The sequence below is a fragment of the Serratia proteamaculans genome, from assembly GCF_949794035.1.
Lineage (GTDB): Bacteria > Pseudomonadota > Gammaproteobacteria > Enterobacterales > Enterobacteriaceae > Serratia > Serratia proteamaculans.
In genome coordinates, this window is record NZ_OX461105.1 from 3,120,144 (window position 1) to 3,134,446 (window position 14,303).

Genomic DNA, 14,303 nt, shown 5'->3' on the forward strand with positions numbered 1-14,303 from the left:
ATTTCTATTTTTAAAAAATATCAGGGTGCAATTAAATTAAATAAGGCACAGGCCAACCGACAAAGTCGCAGGCACAAATGCGTCTTGTTACCATTTATATTTTAAGCTCTGTGCTCTCACAGATGACTGATAACAAGCAAAAACAATAACCGAAAGAAACTAATAGTGAATTTTAGTGTTTGAAATTCAAATCATCGAAATCAAGAATTATCTTAGCCATTCATTGATGTAGTTTTTAACATATTGGATTATAGCCAAAGTCGCAAAAAATGCTTCATTTGCAAAATTGTTTACTCGCGGTTTATATGAAGTGTGCTGTGTAGCGTGCAGCCAGAGCATGCGCCAACCGGTTGAATATGGCAGAATAGCCTGCAGAAACAGCCGCCCCGTCAGTCAGGTTTATTGAGGCCCATGAGCGCAACCGCACCGAATATCAAGTCTTTGCCCTACACCCGCACCGCCCTGCTGGAGCTGTTTGCCCCGCTGGCTTCACAGCCTTGGGCGATGTTGCTGCATTCCGGTTTTGCCGAACACTCGCATAACCGGTTTGATATTCTGGTCGCGGCGCCCTGTGCCACTCTGACCACGCGCGGCCCCTCAACCGAGATCCGCCGTGGTGAAGCCTGCTGGCAGTCGCCGGAAGATCCTTTCAGCCTGTTACAACAGCAGTTGGAACAACAGAACCTGCAGCCGGAGGCGGATACCAACCTACCGTTCCAGGGCGGGGCCCTCGGGCTGTTCGGTTACGATTTAGGCCGCCGGGTAGAGAAACTGCCGCAGCGGGCACTGGCGGATATCGCCTTGCCGGACATGGCAGTCGGCATTTATGACTGGGCGTTGATAGCCGATCACCACCAACAAAGGCTAACCCTGCTCAGCCATGCTGATGTAGAGCAGCGCTGGCAGTGGCTCCACAGTCAACAGCCCGCGCCCCGGTCAGCATTTTCCTTGACCAGCCCCTGGCAGGCCAACATGACGCGGCAGCAGTATGGTGATAAATTCCAGCGTATTCAGCATTACCTGCGCAGCGGGGATTGTTATCAAATCAATCTGGCGCAACGTTTTTCTGCCGACTATCAGGGCGATGAATGGCAAGCCTTTCAGCAATTGAGCGCCAGCAACCGCGCACCCTTCTCCGCCTTCCTGCGCCTGCCGGACAACGCCGTGCTCAGCGTTTCACCCGAGCGTTTTCTGTGGCTGGAGAATCAACAGATCCAAACCCGGCCCATCAAAGGCACCCTGCCGCGGTTGGCCGATGCTGAACAGGATGCACAGCAGGCGCAACGGTTGGCGAATTCCGCCAAAGACCGTGCGGAGAATCTGATGATTGTCGACCTGCTGCGCAATGATATCGGCCGCGTCGCCGAACCGGGCAGCGTGCAGGTTCCCGAACTGTTCGTGGTCGAACCTTTCCCGGCGGTACATCATCTGGTCAGCACCATTACCGCCACCCTGCCGCAGCACACTCCGGCGACCGAGCTGCTGCGCGCCTGTTTCCCTGGGGGGTCCATCACCGGTGCGCCCAAGGTGCGAGCGATGGAAATTATTGAAGAACTGGAACCCCAGCGACGTAATGCCTACTGCGGCAGCATCGGGTATATCAGCGCCTGCGGCACCATGGACACCAACATCACTATCCGCACCCTGATCACCGAAAACGGCCGTATTTATTGTTCCGCCGGTGGCGGCATCGTTGCCGACAGCCAGGAACAGGCGGAATACCAGGAAACCTTTGATAAAGTCGGCCGCATCCTGCCGCAACTGGGGGAGTTTATCGCCTCGTGAATCCACCGACTTATCCGGCCTCGCTGGCAGCCTTTATCAGCCGCTTTCAACTGCAACTGCCACAGGCAGCGCAGATCTCACATAACATTCGCCCGGCCGCGGTGCTGATCCCGATTATCTGTCGCCCCGAACCCACACTGTTACTGACGCGCCGTGCCGATTCGCTGCGCAAACACCCGGGCCAGGTGGCGTTTCCGGGCGGTAAAACCGACGCTGAAGACGGCTCGGCGATTATCACCGCCCTGCGCGAAGCTCAGGAGGAAGTGGCTATCCCCCCGCAGGCAGTGACCATTCTGGGTCAACTGGCCCCGCTCGACAGCAGCACCGGTTTTCAGGTGACCCCGGTGGTCGGTTTGATCTCACCCGATGTGCAATTTTTCGCCAATGAAGACGAAGTGGCCGACGTGTTTGAAATGCCGCTGCACGAAGCGCTGACACTTTCGCGCTATTACCCGCTGGATATTCAGCGTGCCGGCCATTCGCACCGCATTTATTTGTCCTGGTATCAGAGCCAATTTGTCTGGGGTTTGACTGCCGCCATCATTCGAAGACTGGCGCAGCAGGTCAGCATTTAGCGCCAATAATGTGACCCCCATCACAAGCCAAACGGTTACCTGCACCACAGGCGTGGGTAAAGCGATCGTCATCACTTCATTGGTTTGTTTTTTCAACTACCTTCCTGTCTATCAGAGTTTTAAAAAAACTGTAAACCCTCTCTTCAACCTTACGAAATACCTGTAAAATACCGTCGTCCGGAATAAACCACTATTTAAGCAAGGTTTAAGCCGGCCGCGTTCAGCAGTGGAAGCTGGCGCGATTGCCATTAACCGAGTTTAGGCAACGGAGGTTCCACGGCCGGCCGAATGCCTGAGGCAATCAGCAACAAAACTAACACCAAGGATTATTTTATTTCATGCGAAAAAGGCAGCCAAACCTGCGTGGCCCTTTTACAATATCGCTGTTCCCTGCTCGGTTTTTAACCGCCGCAGCCATAACAATATGCCTCTAAGGAGTTTTAGCGTGATTAGCGTTTTCGACATGTTTAAGATCGGCATCGGCCCGTCCAGCTCTCATACGGTTGGACCGATGAAAGCCGGCAAACAGTTTGTCGACGATCTGGTAAATCAAGGCCTGATGCCTTCTATCACGCGTGTTGCCGTAGATGTTTACGGCTCACTCTCATTGACCGGTAAAGGTCACCATACCGATATCGCTATCATCCTCGGCCTGGCGGGCAATATGCCAGATACCGTTGATATCGATAGCATCCCGGGTTTTATTCGCGATGTAGAACAACGTCAACGCCTGATGCTGGCCAACGGCCTGCAAGAGGTTGATTTCCCACGTGATGGCGGCATGGTTTTCCGCAGCGACAATTTGCCGCTGCACGAGAACGGCATGCAGATCCACGCCTTCGCCGGGGATAAACAAGTTTACAGCAAGACCTACTACTCACTCGGCGGCGGTTTTATCGTCGACGAAGAGAACTTCGGCAAGGCCGACGCGCACGAGTTGAGCGTTCCTTATCCGTTCAGTTTTGCTCGTGATATTCTCGCCCACTGCCGTGATACCGGGCTGTCCTTTTCCGGCCTGGTGATGCAGAACGAACTGGCGCTGCACAGCAAGCAGGATATCGAGACCTACTTCGGTAATATCTGGCAGACCATGCGCGCCTGTATCGATCGTGGCCTGAATACCGAAGGTGTGCTGCCGGGGCCACTGCGTGTACCACGCCGTGCTTCTGCGCTGCGTCGCCTGCTGGTGTCTTCCGACAAGCTGTCCAGCGACCCAATGAACGTGATTGACTGGGTCAATATGTTCGCGCTGGCGGTCAACGAAGAGAACGCCGCCGGTGGCCGTGTGGTTACCGCACCGACCAACGGCGCCTGCGGTATCGTTCCGGCCGTGTTGGCTTACTACGACCACTTTATCGAATCCGTCAGCCCGGATATCTACATCCGTTACTTTATGGCGGCGGGCGCAGTCGGTGCGTTGTACAAGATGAATGCCTCTATCTCCGGCGCCGAAGTGGGCTGTCAGGGGGAAGTGGGTGTAGCTTGCTCAATGGCGGCAGCCGGCCTGGCCGAACTGCTGGGCGGGAGTCCGGAGCAAGTTTGCATCGCGGCAGAGATCGGCATGGAGCACAACCTGGGGCTGACCTGTGACCCGGTTGCCGGCCAGGTTCAGGTGCCTTGTATCGAACGTAATGCCATTGCTTCCGTGAAAGCGATCAACTCGGCGCGTATGGCCTTGCGTCGCACCAGTGAGCCACGCGTGTCTCTGGATAAGGTGATCGAAACCATGTACGAAACCGGCAAAGACATGAACGCCAAATATCGCGAAACCTCTCGCGGTGGATTGGCGATCAAAGTGCAATGTGACTGACCCTCTAACCCCGCCTTAATGGCGGGGTTTTTCTTGCTATGACTCTGATTAATCAAATCATTAACGTCACTTTAGTGACAACGTCATACCACACCCACGAAGAATATTCCGTCTATCCTGCGGTTAACCTGCAATTTAGCCCTCTGTTTCACTAAATTTAAATAATTTACTGGGTTACCATCACTCTTGTATAACGACAGGCTAGAATTAGCCGAGGATCATGCAGGGCTGTTTGGCCTGACGGTGGTTCTGGGCTGGCTTACCGAACAAGGATTGAGCGATGTTGATGACCCAACTTGCCGTGACCAAATACCGCTATTACCGTTGGCTACTGGCCGGGGCGGTCGGGTTGGCTATTCTGCTGCTGTCACTGTATACCCGCTATTATCAGGAGCTTGGCTCCATTGAACAAAGCCGACAGGTGCTTGCCACCCGCACCGTCGCCAAGATTAATGATTTGCTGACGCCAGCCAAGCTGCAAGCCAAACGCAGTATGCCGATGTTGAGTCAATCCTGTGAAATCGCGATGCCGACGTTACGTTTTCGCGCCGCACAAAATCAGGCTTTACGGGCCATGCTATTGGTCAAAGACGGCATTATTTACTGTTCCAGCCTGTTTGGTGCCCGTACCTATGTTTTAGCCGCTATTTTGCCCGCAATAGCAAACGATGGCGCGACGTTGGCGCTGCGCCCTTCACTCTCGGTCGCCAAAGGCGTGCCAACCCTGATCATGTGGACCCCGGCCGAAGCGGATAACCGCAGCAACGGCGTGTTACACGTCTTCAATATTGAGTTATTGGCGAACTTCCTGCTGGAACCCCAGGAACCCTACGCACAACGGGTGGTGCTGAACGTCGGCGACTTCAGCCTGGAATATGGCCGCCGGGAAATTTTGCGTAGCGATACCCTGACAACCAACCTGCGCTTTACCGCAAAATCCACTCAGTATCCGTTCTCTATTTCGCTGTTCGGCCCTCAGGCCAGCATGCTGGCGTTGGCAGCGCTGCCACGCCATATCCCATTGTCGTTGTTGATCAGCCTGCTGGCGGCCTATGTGGTGTATCTGCTAACGGCAAACCGCATGAGCCTGTCGTACCATATTGGTCACGCCATTTCCCATCGCGAATTCCGCGTTTACTGTCAGCCAATCATCAATGCTGAAACCGGCCGCTGCGTCGGGGTTGAGATGCTGCTGCGCTGGAAGAACAAACGCCAGGGCTGGATCTCCCCCGACGTTTTTATTCCGCTGGCGGAGCAGCATGGCTTAATCATCGCCCTGACCCGTTACCTGATGACCACCGTGGTGGAAAACCTGCAGTTATTCCCGCCACGCCCGTCTTTTTATATCAGCATTAACGTCGCGGCTGAGCATTTCAACGGGGTGACCATTATCGATGACATCCGCCGCCTGTGGCTGCCGGCCCACCCCATGCCTTCGCTGATGCTGGAGTTGACCGAGCGCACCGCCCTGTCGGAAATTCAGTATGAGCAAATCAAAACGCTGAAGGAAATGGGTATCATGTTGGCGATCGACGATTTTGGCACCGGACACAGTTCACTCAGCTATCTGAAGAAACTCAGCCCAGACGTATTGAAGATCGACCGTGGCTTTACCGCGGCTATCGGCACCGATGCGATTAACGCTACCGTCACCGATACCATTATCACGCTGGCGCAACGCCTGAAATTAAGGCTGGTGGCCGAGGGCGTGGAAACCGCCGAGCAGGCGGATTATCTTCGCTCACGCGAGGTGAACGCGCTGCAGGGCTTCTATTTTGCCAAGCCGATGCCGATCAATGTATTCCCGCTGTGGTTACAGCAGTACGAATCAAGATTGCGGACGGTGAATCAGCGGGAGGAACGGCAGAAGGAGCAAGAAAGCAAGCCGGAGGCGTGATGCCCCCGGCCCCGGTGTTACTGGTGTTCCTCGTCGAGAGGTTCCACCTTGGTAATACGCACCAACTCAATGCGGTACTCGGACACGGCAACGACTTCGAAACGCAGTCGGTTAAGTTCTACCGTTTCGCCCACCGCCGGCATCTGACCGTAGTGGGACAGCAGGAACCCCGCCAGGGTGGCGAAATCCGCCGTCGGACTGACCAGATCCTCGCAGTTCAGCGCCTGTTCCAGTGAGTGCAGATCGGCTCCGCCCTTCACCAGCCAGCCGGCATCTTCCACCACGATATCGGGCGTTTCATCCTCGTCCGGGAATTCACCGGCAATCGCCTCCAGCACGTCCAGTGGCGTGACCAGCCCCTGCACTACGCCAAACTCGTTGGTCACCACCACCAGACGCCCCTTGGCACGGCGCAATACCGCCAGCAGGTTAATCACGTCCATGGTGTCCGGCACTACAATCGGTGGCGTGCGTGCGGCAAACTCGGCAATATCATCACCCCGTTCTACCGCCACCAGCAGATCCTTGGCACGAACCACACCGATAATTTCATCCAGCGAGTCACGGCAAACCGGGAACAGGCTGTGCGGCGTATCCAGCAGTTGCTCACGCACCTCTTCACGGGAACGATCGCAATCCACCCATGAAATCTCGGTGCGTGGCGTCATCACGCTACGCAGTGAACGTGAGGCCAGCGTTAACACGCCGCTGATCATATAACGTTCTTCTTCGGCGAAGGTTTCATCCACCGGCTGCGGTGCCGTTTCGTCCGTCTGCTGTGCCCGCTGTTGCCCCATCAGGCGCATGATCGCCTCTGCGGTGCGTTCACGCATCGGGCGATGAGCCTGATGCTTGATAAAGTTGCGGCGGGCGATTTGGTTAAACAGCTCAATCAGGATTGAGAAACCAATCGCGGCGTACAGGTAACCTTTAGGAATATGCAAGCCAAAACCTTCGGCGATCAGGCTCAGGCCGATCATCAGCAGGAAGCTCAGACACAGCACCACAATAGTAGGATGCGCATTCACGAAGTTAGTCAGCGGTTTTGAAGCCACCAGCATCACCACCATGGCGATGACAACGGCGGTCATCATGACCGGCAGGTCGTTCACCATGCCCACAGCGGTGATCACCGCGTCGAGTGAGAACACGGCGTCAAGGATCACAATCTGCACCACCACCGCCCAGAACTTGGCATAGCCGCGGTTGGCGCCATCCTGGTGCGTTTGCCCTTCCAACCGTTCGTGCAGCTCCATGGTGGCCTTGAACAACAGGAACACCCCGCCGAACAGCAGGATCAGGTCGCGACCGGAGAAGCTGAACTCCCCAACGCTAAACAGCGGTGTGGTCAGCGTCACCATCCAGGAAATAACCGACAACAGGCCCAGACGCATAAACAGCGCCAGCGACAGGCCAAGGATGCGCGCTTTATCACGCTGCTTCGGCGGCAACTTATCGGCCAGAATGGCGATAAACACCAGGTTGTCGATACCCAGTACAATTTCCAATACCACCAGTGTCAGTAACCCAGCCCAAATTGAGGGGTCCATTAAAAATTCCATATCAGACTCCGAAAAAAAGACGGGATGGCCGAGCGGTGCTCAGACGTGACAATGCCGACGCAGCAAGGGCGCGGACAGAAACAGCAAGATATCGGGATTGCAGTACCGGGGGATGGCCGAACGGCCGTGTGACTTGTACAACGCCAGCAGGTGGCGGGTGGAACCTTGAAAAACAGTAACTTCGGTGACAGTCCATAGGGTGGGCTGAGGCCCTTCACTCCTGAATATGAAAGAAGAAATACTCTAGCAGGAATTTTTTTGCCGGCAAAGAAGCTTTTTTACCTTCTGCATCGTCTTGTAACAGCTCTGGTGTTTAATTCCGCAAACACCGGGTTAGGACTTATCCGAGCGTTCAATAACAGAGCAACGTCACAAAATTTATTTTTTCACTCACTAAAATAAATGGCGCTGATGGGGTTCATTGCGCACAGGCGTTTGAAACTGCGCGGGAAATGTTAACGGCGGGTTTCCAAATTTCTACCATAATGTATCTGAACCACGCAGGTGACTGCCAGCAAGGAAATGAACTAAACAACGACACAATCCGTGCATGAAGTTCAATGAGGAGGTAGCGAGTGGCAATAGCTATTATCATCGGCACACACGGGACCGCAGCAGAACAATTGCTGAAAACGACGGAAATGCTATTGGGCGAACAGGACAACGTCGCTTTTATAGATTTCGTCCCCGGTGAAAATGCCGAAACGTTAATCGAGAAATACAACGGAAAAATCAGTGGACTCGACACCAGCGGTGGCGTCCTGTTCCTGGTCGATACCTGGGGCGGCAGCCCGTTCAATGCGGCCAGCCGCATTGCCGTCGATAAAGAAAACTATGAGGTCGTCACCGGGGTTAACATTCCGATGTTGGTGGAAACGTTCATGGCACGAGATGACAACCCTGGCTTCGACGATCTGGTCGCACTGGCGTTGGAAACCGGCCGTGAGGGCGTGAAAGCGCTGAAAAAACCAGCCGAAGAGAGTGTTAAGCCCGCGGCACCACAGAGTGCTCCTGCCGCAAAACCCGCTGCGTCTCAGGCACCGCTGGGCCCTAATGACCATATGAAAATCGGCCTGGCCCGCATCGATGACCGTTTGATTCACGGTCAGGTTGCGACCCGCTGGACCAAGGAAACCGACGTCACTCGCATCATCGTGATCAGTGACGAAGTTGCCGCCGATCACGTTCGCAAGACCTTACTGACTCAGGTTGCCCCGCCGGGCGTCACCGCACATGTGGTTGACGTGGCGAAAGCCATCCGCGTCTGGAACAACCCGAAATACGCCGGCGATCGCGTGATGTTTCTGTTCACCAACCCGACCGACGTCTGGCGTTTGGTGGAAGCTGGTGTGGATATCAAATCGGTGAATATCGGTGGCATGGCGTTCCGTCAGGGCAAAACCCAGGTGAACAACGCCGTTTCGGTTGATGAAAAAGATATCGAAGCGTTTAAGAAATTAAACGAGCGCGGTATTGAATTGGAAGTTCGTAAAGTCTCGTCCGACAGTCGGTTAAAAATGATGGACCTGATTAACAAACTCAATTAATGGCGACAGCCAATAATTACTTTACTCAGAGATCTTTGGTCATAGGAGAAGTGCAATGGAGATTACCACTCTTCAGATTGTACTGATATTTATCGTTGCCTGTATCGCCGGGATGGGTTCTGTCCTCGACGAGTTTCAGTTTCACCGTCCGCTGGTCGCCTGTACCCTGATCGGTTTTATTCTCGGTGACATGAAAAGCGGTATCATCATCGGCGGTACGCTGGAGATGATCGCACTGGGCTGGATGAACATCGGTGCGGCGGTAGCGCCAGATGCGGCGTTGGCGTCAATCATTTCCACCATTCTGGTTATTGCCGGTGGGCAAAGCGTCGGGGCCGGTATCGCCCTGGCCATACCGCTGGCAGCTGCTGGGCAAGTGCTGACCATCATCGTGCGTACCCTGACCGTGGCCTTCCAGCATGCGGCAGACAGCGCGGCGGAGCGCGGCAGTTTACGCGCCATTACCTGGTTGCATATCTCCGCCCTGCTGCTGCAGGCAATGCGTATCGCCATCCCGGCGGTTATCGTTGCGGTTTCGGTGGGCACCTCAGGCGTTCACGCGCTGCTTAACTCGATCCCGGAAGTCGTCACCAGCGGCCTTAACATCGCCGGTGGGATGATCGTGGTGGTTGGTTACGCCATGGTGATCAACATGATGCGTGCCGGCTACCTGATGCCATTCTTCTACCTCGGTTTCGTTACCGCTGCCTTCACCAACTTTAACCTGGTCGCCCTCGGCGTGATCGGCGTGGTGATGGCCGTGCTTTATATCCAGCTCAGCCCGAAATACAACAAGTCTCAGGTAGTCCAGGCTGGTCCGGCTAATGCCAACGACCTCGATAACGAACTCGACTAGGAATAGGTGAGAGAAATGGTTGATACAACAGCTCAAAAGAAACTCACGCCAGCCGATATTCGCGGTGTGTTTATGCGCTCGAATCTGTTCCAGGGTTCATGGAACTTTGAACGTATGCAGGCGCTGGGTTTTTGCTTCTCAATGGTGCCGGTGATCCGTCGCCTGTACCCGGAAAATAACGACGACCGCAAACAGGCGATCAAACGCCATCTGGAGTTCTTTAACACCCACCCTTACGTGGCGGCGCCGGTACTTGGCGTTACCATGGCGATGGAAGAACAGCGCGCTAACGGGGCACCGATCGACGATGCGGCTATCAACGGCATCAAGGTCGGTTTGATGGGGCCACTGGCCGGCGTCGGCGACCCGATTTTCTGGGGTACCGTACGGCCGGTATTCGCCGCACTCGGCGCCGGTATTGCCATGAGTGGCAGCCTGCTGGGTCCGCTCTTGTTCTTCGTTCTGTTCAACCTGGTGCGCCTGATGACCCGCTATTACGGCGTGGCCTACGGTTACCGCAAAGGGGTGGATATCGTTAATGATATGGGCGGCGGCTTCCTGCAAAAACTGACGGAAGGAGCGTCCATTCTCGGCCTGTTTGTCATGGGGGCACTGGTTAACAAGTGGACGCACGTGAATATCCCGCTGGTGGTGTCGAAGATCACCGACCAGACCGGGCATACCACAGTGACCACGGTGCAAACCATCCTCGACCAGTTGATGCCGGGTCTGGTGCCACTGCTGCTGACCTTCGGCTGTATGTGGCTACTGCGCAGAAAAGTGAATGCGCTGTGGATCATCATTGGCTTCTTTGCCATCGGTATCTTCGGTTACTGGATAGGTCTGCTGGGTCTGTAAGCGTTTTAATCGCCGGGGGGAAACCCCCGGTTTGAGTTTGATGTTTAGCCCAAGATACCCGGGCCTAGCGCACCGAGGGGCGCTCCGGCAACTAAAGTTGCTACGACCCCTTCGGCACGCTCTCCCTAATAACTGGCTCTACCAGCCGTCTGCCCGGGGGGAACCCCCCGGTTTTTTTATTTCTGGAGTTGAAAGATGTCGCTGACCGATGGCGTATTACTGATTTTCACCGCGCTGATGCTGGTGTATGCGATTTACGACGAGTTCGGTATGAACCTGCTGAAAGGCAAAACCTTGCTCAAGGTGCAGTTAAAACGCCGTAATCGGATTGATGGCCTGATTTTTATCGGCCTGATCGCCATTCTGCTCTATCGAAATGTCACCACTCAGGGTGCGTTAATAACCACCTATCTGCTTATTTCTTTAGCACTGATCGCCATTTATATTTCTTATATCCGCTGGCCCAAGATGTTGTTTAAAGCCCAGGGTTTCTTTTATGCCAACGCCTTTATTGAATATAACCGGATTAAAGCCATGAATTTATCCGAGGATGGCATCTTGGTGATAGATCTGGAGCAGCGTCGCTTGCTGATCCAGGTCACTCAATTAGACGATTTGGAAAAAATTTATCACTTTTTTGTAGAAAATCAGTGAGTAAGCAATAGCCTTAACTCTCCCATCGCCTCGCCCCGCGCTGTATGTGGATAATTATTCGCCAGCGCACGAGGCTACCTGATGATTATTTACGCAATATTGTTGCACTCGCCTACATTATATTCCTTTCTGTACATCCCATTAATGAAAACAATTATCAACGCCAAACAAATTTCCATCGGGAATAAGGGTTGTTGGTAACGGAATTAATATGGTATGGTTGCGCCGTCATTGGGGAGTAGCCGGTTTCTGGACAATAAAACGCCAGAAACGCCCGTATCAACATACTCGTTTTATACATTAAAACGTGGTGCGGGCAGCCAGGTAAGGTTGGCGAGACCATAGACACGTAACTCCGTCGTATGGTTGGGGGTGGGTTACGTGTATATGGAGCCGCCCGGCCGAGGTTACTTAACATGAACTTGTCAGCTACACTCATTCTCGCTTTTGGCATGTCTATGGATGCGTTCGCCGCATCGATCGGCAAAGGTGCCAGCCTGCATCAACCTCGTTTTCGTGAAGCGCTACGCACCGGACTTATCTTCGGGGTCGTTGAAGCCATTACGCCGATTATCGGTTGGGGCATCGGCTTGTTCGCCAGCCAATACATTATGGAATGGGATCACTGGGTCGCCTTCTCACTGTTGTTTATCCTCGGCATGCGCATGATCGTCGAAGGCGTCAGAAACCGGCCGGATGAAGTGGAAAAAGTGAAGCGTCACGGGTTCTGGCTGTTGGTCGCCACCGCCATTGCTACCAGCCTCGACGCTATGGCCATCGGTGTCGGTCTGGCCTTCCTGCAGGTGAATATCGTGCACACTGCCATGGCTATCGGCTGTGCCACCATGATTATGGCCACCCTGGGCATGATGATTGGCCGCTTTATCGGGCCATTGCTAGGCAAACGTGCGGAGATCCTCGGCGGCGTGGTGCTGATCGGTATCGGCTTCAATATCCTGCTGGAGCATTTGGGTTATCTCGCCTGATCCAGCTGAACGCAAAGAAAAACCTGCCAATGGCAGGTTTTTTTATTTGTGGCCCGTGATTCAGGCTTAATCAGGCTGACGGCGGTACAGCGCGATGACAAAATCGGTTTCGCAGGCGAAGGCCTCGCAGCCAATCAGGTGCTGCTGCACCTCTGGAGAGGCCCGCCAGGCAAACGGCGTCATCTGCAGCAGGTTGGCCGCCTGCTCACCCGGTAATGTCATCGGGTAGGCTAACGACTCAACGCGTTCACAGTCAAAACCGGCTAACTGCTCATCCTGTTCGACATGCAGTTGCACCTGCTGATAGACCTGTTCTTTCAATTGGTACAGGTGACGTGGGCCGGGCGATACCGTGACCACTACACCACCGGGTTTCACCACCCGAGCCAGCTCTTCAGCTTTGCAAGGCGCATAAATACGCAGTATCGCGTCCAGAGAGCCGTCGGCAAACGGCAGGCGGTGGCTCGACGCCACACAGAATGACACTGCCGGATAACGCTTGGCGGCATAGCGAATTGCCACCTTGGCAACATCCAGGCCATACACCGTAATATTCCGCTGCTGCGCCAATCGGGCCGCCACCTCTGCCGTGTAGTAGCCTTCACCACAGCCAATATCCAGTAATGCCAGTGCATCGGTCGCCAACGCCTGATCCAACAGCTCAGCCACCCGCTGTTGCAAGGGCTGATAGAAACCCGCATCCAGGAAAGCGCGCCGCGCCTGCATCATTTCCACACTATCTCCGGGCTGCTTTGAACGCTTGTGCTGTACCGGCAGCAGATTGACATAGCCTTCTTTGGCGCAGTCAAACTGATGGTTGGCGTCGCAACGCCATTGCAGATGAGATAAATGAAGCGGTTGATGACACAGAGGGCACTGATAAGACATGGCTTGGATTCCAGAGAGATACGGCGCGGCTAGTCTAAAGAAGGCGCTGGTGTGATGCAAGGTACATCCCGCCAGGGCCTAGCCAAGCGGGAAAAAAACTGGCTACACTGACGTTAAGTTTTCTGACGCAGGCAAAAACCTTATATGACCGATTATTCCCTACTGCTCAACGCCATACCGGCCATTCAGCACGGTTTCGGCAACAAAAGTGCGCTGCTGCCCGGCCACCTGCTGCCCTACCGCGTCACCCTGCCGGAGAAGAAACAGGTGCATGGCACTCGTATTGTTGACGTAACGCAGACGACGCAACGGTGCGGTGAAGCCGATGGCTTCTATACCACCCAGCCTGGTATTTTGCTCAGCGTGTTAACGGCAGACTGTCTGCCGGTGATTTTCAGCCGTAACGACGGTTCTGCCATTGCTGCCGTGCATGCCGGCTGGCGGGGCCTGCTGGACGGCATTCTGGAGCAACTGGCGGCGCGTATCAGCCGTGATGACTCAACCGCAAATTGGGTGGCTTCCATTGGCCCTGCGGCCGGCCCCTGCTGTTACGAGGTCAACGAGGAACTGGTCGCAAGGTTCAAGCAACAGTTACCCCTGCCCGCGGCCTTAATCAGTCCCCATTATCGCCACCTGGATCTAGCCGCCATCGCCGAATCCAAACTCCGCGAACTGGGGTTTTCCGCCGTTGACCATGCCGGAAGCTGCACCATCTGCACCCCCAATACCGACCCGCACCAGCCACAGCGTTTTAAATACACCAGCTACCGTCGCAACAGTCACCGGCGCGAGCAAGATCCTATGCATCCGGGTATTACCGGGCGAAATCAGTATGCGGGGATTATTATTACCGGTAGATAACAGAAACGAAAAAACCCGCACTAA

Annotated in this window: 12 protein-coding genes and 1 riboswitch; of the genes, 10 read left to right on the forward strand and 2 right to left on the reverse strand. The window is 54.6% G+C overall.

All coding sequences use genetic code 11. The annotated features are described in order from the left end of the window. Nucleotides 1-411 precede the first annotated feature (411 nt). From pabB to QOT07_RS14610, 4 genes are all read left to right on the forward strand, one after another. Nucleotides 412-1,785 (forward strand): aminodeoxychorismate synthase component 1, encoded by a 1,374-nt coding sequence (pabB, locus tag QOT07_RS14595; protein WP_283603406.1) that lies wholly within the window; start codon nucleotides 412-414, stop codon nucleotides 1,783-1,785. Continuing rightward, nucleotides 1,782-2,360, forward strand: coding sequence for a CoA pyrophosphatase (locus QOT07_RS14600; RefSeq protein ID WP_099064295.1), 579 nt, complete (start codon nucleotides 1,782-1,784; stop codon nucleotides 2,358-2,360). The genes pabB and QOT07_RS14600 overlap by 4 nt, the downstream gene beginning before the upstream one ends. A 445-nt stretch (nucleotides 2,361-2,805) precedes the next feature. Then, nucleotides 2,806-4,170 (forward strand): L-serine ammonia-lyase, encoded by a 1,365-nt coding sequence (gene sdaA, locus QOT07_RS14605; protein WP_207979084.1) that lies wholly within the window; start codon nucleotides 2,806-2,808, stop codon nucleotides 4,168-4,170. A gap of 280 nt (nucleotides 4,171-4,450) precedes the next feature. Beyond that, entirely contained in the window at nucleotides 4,451-6,067 is a 1,617-nt protein-coding gene (locus tag QOT07_RS14610) for an EAL domain-containing protein (protein ID WP_283603407.1), read from the forward strand. 17 nt (nucleotides 6,068-6,084) lie between these two features. On the opposite strand, the gene QOT07_RS14615 is transcribed toward QOT07_RS14610, so the two are convergent. Next, the gene (locus tag QOT07_RS14615; RefSeq protein WP_112349727.1) at nucleotides 6,085-7,629 is read right to left on the reverse strand and encodes a TerC family protein; all 1,545 of its coding nucleotides are present in this window, start codon (nucleotides 7,627-7,629) and stop codon (nucleotides 6,085-6,087) included. Nucleotides 7,630-8,204: 575 nt separating this feature from the next. On the opposite strand from QOT07_RS14615, the gene manX reads away from it, so the two are divergent. From manX to mntP, 5 genes are all read left to right on the forward strand, one after another. Further along, the gene (gene manX / locus QOT07_RS14620) at nucleotides 8,205-9,176 is read left to right on the forward strand and encodes a PTS mannose transporter subunit IIAB (protein ID WP_283603408.1); all 972 of its coding nucleotides are present in this window, start codon (nucleotides 8,205-8,207) and stop codon (nucleotides 9,174-9,176) included. Between the two features lie 55 nt (nucleotides 9,177-9,231). Further along, nucleotides 9,232-10,032, forward strand: a complete 801-nt coding sequence (locus tag QOT07_RS14625) for a PTS mannose/fructose/sorbose transporter subunit IIC (protein WP_085117191.1) — start codon at nucleotides 9,232-9,234, stop codon at nucleotides 10,030-10,032. Nucleotides 10,033-10,047: 15 nt separating this feature from the next. Further along, nucleotides 10,048-10,890 (forward strand): PTS mannose transporter subunit IID, encoded by an 843-nt coding sequence (locus QOT07_RS14630; RefSeq protein ID WP_085117192.1) that lies wholly within the window; start codon nucleotides 10,048-10,050, stop codon nucleotides 10,888-10,890. A 195-nt stretch (nucleotides 10,891-11,085) separates the two neighbouring features. After that, complete coding sequence (locus QOT07_RS14635) at nucleotides 11,086-11,544, forward strand: DUF986 family protein (protein ID WP_085117193.1); 459 nt, start codon at nucleotides 11,086-11,088, stop codon at nucleotides 11,542-11,544. A gap of 221 nt (nucleotides 11,545-11,765) precedes the next feature. Further along, a riboswitch (yybP-ykoY riboswitch) is annotated at nucleotides 11,766-11,949 on the forward strand. An 11-nt stretch (nucleotides 11,950-11,960) separates the two neighbouring features. Next, nucleotides 11,961-12,530, forward strand: a complete 570-nt coding sequence (gene mntP / locus QOT07_RS14640; RefSeq protein ID WP_085117194.1) for a manganese efflux pump MntP — start codon at nucleotides 11,961-11,963, stop codon at nucleotides 12,528-12,530. Between the two features lie 66 nt (nucleotides 12,531-12,596). Here mntP and rlmA read toward each other — a convergent pair whose 3' ends face one another. Beyond that, the gene (gene rlmA, locus QOT07_RS14645) at nucleotides 12,597-13,418 is read right to left on the reverse strand and encodes a 23S rRNA (guanine(745)-N(1))-methyltransferase (RefSeq protein WP_283603409.1); all 822 of its coding nucleotides are present in this window, start codon (nucleotides 13,416-13,418) and stop codon (nucleotides 12,597-12,599) included. A 144-nt stretch (nucleotides 13,419-13,562) separates the two neighbouring features. On the opposite strand from rlmA, the gene pgeF reads away from it, so the two are divergent. After that, the gene (gene pgeF / locus QOT07_RS14650) at nucleotides 13,563-14,279 is read left to right on the forward strand and encodes a peptidoglycan editing factor PgeF (protein ID WP_219016443.1); all 717 of its coding nucleotides are present in this window, start codon (nucleotides 13,563-13,565) and stop codon (nucleotides 14,277-14,279) included. Nucleotides 14,280-14,303 lie beyond the last annotated feature (24 nt).

Excerpts from the sequence above, each read along its gene's own strand:
- QOT07_RS14630 (WP_085117192.1), top strand. The coding sequence starts at position 10,048 with ATGGTTGATACAACAGCTCAAAAGAAACTCACGCCAGCCGATATTCGC.
- rlmA (WP_283603409.1), bottom strand. The coding sequence starts at position 13,418 with ATGTCTTATCAGTGCCCTCTGTGTCATCAACCGCTTCATTTATCTCAT.
- pabB (WP_283603406.1), top strand. The coding sequence starts at position 412 with ATGAGCGCAACCGCACCGAATATCAAGTCTTTGCCCTACACCCGCACC.
- QOT07_RS14635 (WP_085117193.1), top strand. The coding sequence starts at position 11,086 with ATGTCGCTGACCGATGGCGTATTACTGATTTTCACCGCGCTGATGCTG.
- pgeF (WP_219016443.1), top strand. The coding sequence starts at position 13,563 with ATGACCGATTATTCCCTACTGCTCAACGCCATACCGGCCATTCAGCAC.
- QOT07_RS14610 (WP_283603407.1), top strand. The coding sequence starts at position 4,451 with ATGTTGATGACCCAACTTGCCGTGACCAAATACCGCTATTACCGTTGG.
- QOT07_RS14625 (WP_085117191.1), top strand. The coding sequence starts at position 9,232 with ATGGAGATTACCACTCTTCAGATTGTACTGATATTTATCGTTGCCTGT.
- QOT07_RS14615 (WP_112349727.1), bottom strand. The coding sequence starts at position 7,629 with ATGGAATTTTTAATGGACCCCTCAATTTGGGCTGGGTTACTGACACTG.
- mntP (WP_085117194.1), top strand. The coding sequence starts at position 11,961 with ATGAACTTGTCAGCTACACTCATTCTCGCTTTTGGCATGTCTATGGAT.